Consider the following 1,608-nt stretch of genomic DNA (forward strand, 5'->3'; position numbering starts at 1 on the left):
TGCGCATGTGGTCGGCCATCGCGTACCCGACGACTTTCTTGGTACAGCAGTCCAGCACGGTGGCCAGGTACAACCACCCTTCCCAGGTCCGGATGTAGGTAATGTCGCCGACGAGCTTGGTCGGGCCTTGCCCCCAATTCGTAGACACGGGGGTGGATTACGCTGCTGGACGGAGCATAGCAGCGTTGTCGTTCTCGTAGTCAACCGGCGATCTGTAGCCGCACCAGGAGTGCCGCCTCTTAGTGTTGTAGCGTGTCAACCATCTGAAAAGCTCACGGCGACAGGTGATCTCGTCCGGCCAGACGTTCTCGTCTTGTAGAACCTCGCGTTTGGCGGTGGCGTTGAACGACTCGGCGAGACTGTTGTCGGCGCTCGTGCCGACCGCACCCATCGACTGAGTCACCCCAAGCGTGTAGCATAAAGATGCGAAATCCCTTGAAGTATATTGAGATCCGTGATCTGAGTGAAAGATCGCTCCGGCCAGGGAGCCACGTGTCGCAGCCGCGTCCGTCAGAGCATCCCCGATCAGCTCGGTGCGCATGTGATTCGCGATCGACCACCCCACCAACCGCCGTGAGTAGCAGTCGATCACCGTCGCCAAGTACAGGTTGCTCCCATCCGCCAGCGGCAGATACGTGATATCGCCGACATACCGACAGTTCGGCTCATCCGCGGTGAAGTCCCGCTTCAACAGGTCCGGGACCTTCTGATCCGCCGGCTCCGGCACCGTGGTCACCACCCGTCGCCGACGCCGGTACCCGCGGATCCCGTGCTCGCGCATCACCCGAGCAACCCGCTTATGATTCACCCGCTCGCCGGTCGGCGTACCGTCATTGAGCTCAGCAGTCACCCGCGGCGCCCCGATCGTGTTGTCGTCCTCGTGCAGATCACGGATCCTCTCGGCCAGCTCTGCATCCCTGGCAGCCCTGGCCGCGCGAGCAGGCCCGGCGTCCTGCCACGCGTAGAACGAGGACCGACAGACCTCGACCAGCTGACACAACCGCTTCACCTCGAAGGCGTGCTGGTGGTCGGCGACGAACTGGAAGCGGCTCACCAGATCGTCTCCCCGGCGAAATATTTCGCCGCCTTCTGCAGAATCTCTCGCTCGGTGACCAGTTTGGACTTCTCCGCCCGCAACGCGGCGTTCTCGGCCTCCAGACGGGTGATCCGCTCCTGCGGCGACTCATCCCTGTCAGGCGCCTCACCCGGGCTCGTCCGAGCCGTGAGCGGGCTACGTGCGCGGCTCCCGTCGGCAGCAGTCTTCTTGCCCGTCCCGTACACAGCCAGCCACTGACGCAGCGTGCCACGCACAACCCCCAGATCCGCGGCGATGCCACGCACCGTCGCACCCGGAGTGGTCTCGTACAAGTCGACGGCCTGACGACGGAACTCTTCAGAGTAGTTCTTACGGGCCATGATCCTCATCATCTCGCTTCCCCAGCCCAGGGCTGGAATCAGCGTGTCCAAGAATCAGGGTCAGGCCCCGTCGCCGGCTCGGTCGCGGTGAAGTCCCGGTTCACCAGGTCGCCGGTCGTCCCGGCGTCCGAGGCGATGGTGGTGATCGGCCGCCATGGCCGGGGTTGGCAGGCCACCAGGTCCAGGTCACGC

General features: G+C 63.9%; 1 protein-coding gene and 1 pseudogene. Both read right to left on the bottom strand.

Translation table 11 applies throughout. The annotated features are described in order from the left end of the window. A pseudogene (locus tag FGL98_RS26975) lies at positions 1-118 on the bottom strand (DDE-type integrase/transposase/recombinase); the annotation flags it as partial. A gap of 39 nt (positions 119-157) precedes the next feature. After that, positions 158-1,416, bottom strand: a protein-coding gene (locus FGL98_RS24995; protein ID WP_425461031.1) for an IS3 family transposase whose coding sequence is annotated in 2 segments (ribosomal slippage) — positions 158-1,071 and positions 1,071-1,416 — 1,260 coding nt in all. Because the reading frame shifts where the segments join, the coding sequence is not laid out codon by codon here. Between the last annotated feature and the right edge of the window lie 192 nt (positions 1,417-1,608).

This window comes from Leekyejoonella antrihumi (assembly GCF_007845645.1).
In the GTDB taxonomy this organism is placed as follows: domain Bacteria; phylum Actinomycetota; class Actinomycetes; order Actinomycetales; family Dermatophilaceae; genus Leekyejoonella; species Leekyejoonella antrihumi.